Source organism: Vibrio sp. MOR3 (genome assembly GCF_001557775.1).
GTDB lineage: Bacteria > Pseudomonadota > Gammaproteobacteria > Enterobacterales > Vibrionaceae > Vibrio > Vibrio jasicida.
This window is the reverse complement of record NZ_LNRD01000062.1, coordinates 1-278: the sequence shown is the minus strand read 5'-3', so window position 1 is coordinate 278 and position 278 is coordinate 1. Positions and strand designations below refer to the sequence as shown.

Below are 278 nucleotides of genomic sequence, written 5' to 3'. Positions count from 1 at the left end.
GTAAGGATGAGTTTTGAAGTCAGTATTCGTTGAGCCGAACAAAATCTTAAATTGAAGAGTTTGATCATGGCTCAGATTGAACGCTGGCGGCAGGCCTAACACATGCAAGTCGAGCGGAAACGAGTTATCTGAACCTTCGGGGAACGATAACGGCGTCGAGCGGCGGACGGGTGAGTAATGCCTAGGAAATTGCCCTGATGTGGGGGATAACCATTGGAAACGATGGCTAATACCGCATGATGCCTACGGGCCAAAGAGGGGGACCTTCGGGCCTCTCG

The 278-nt window shown here is 51.4% G+C and carries 1 rRNA gene; it reads left to right on the top strand.

From position 1 onward, the window contains the following. Window positions 1-48 precede the first annotated feature (48 nt). A 16S ribosomal RNA gene (locus ATB76_RS26940) occupies window positions 49-278 on the top strand; the annotation flags it as partial.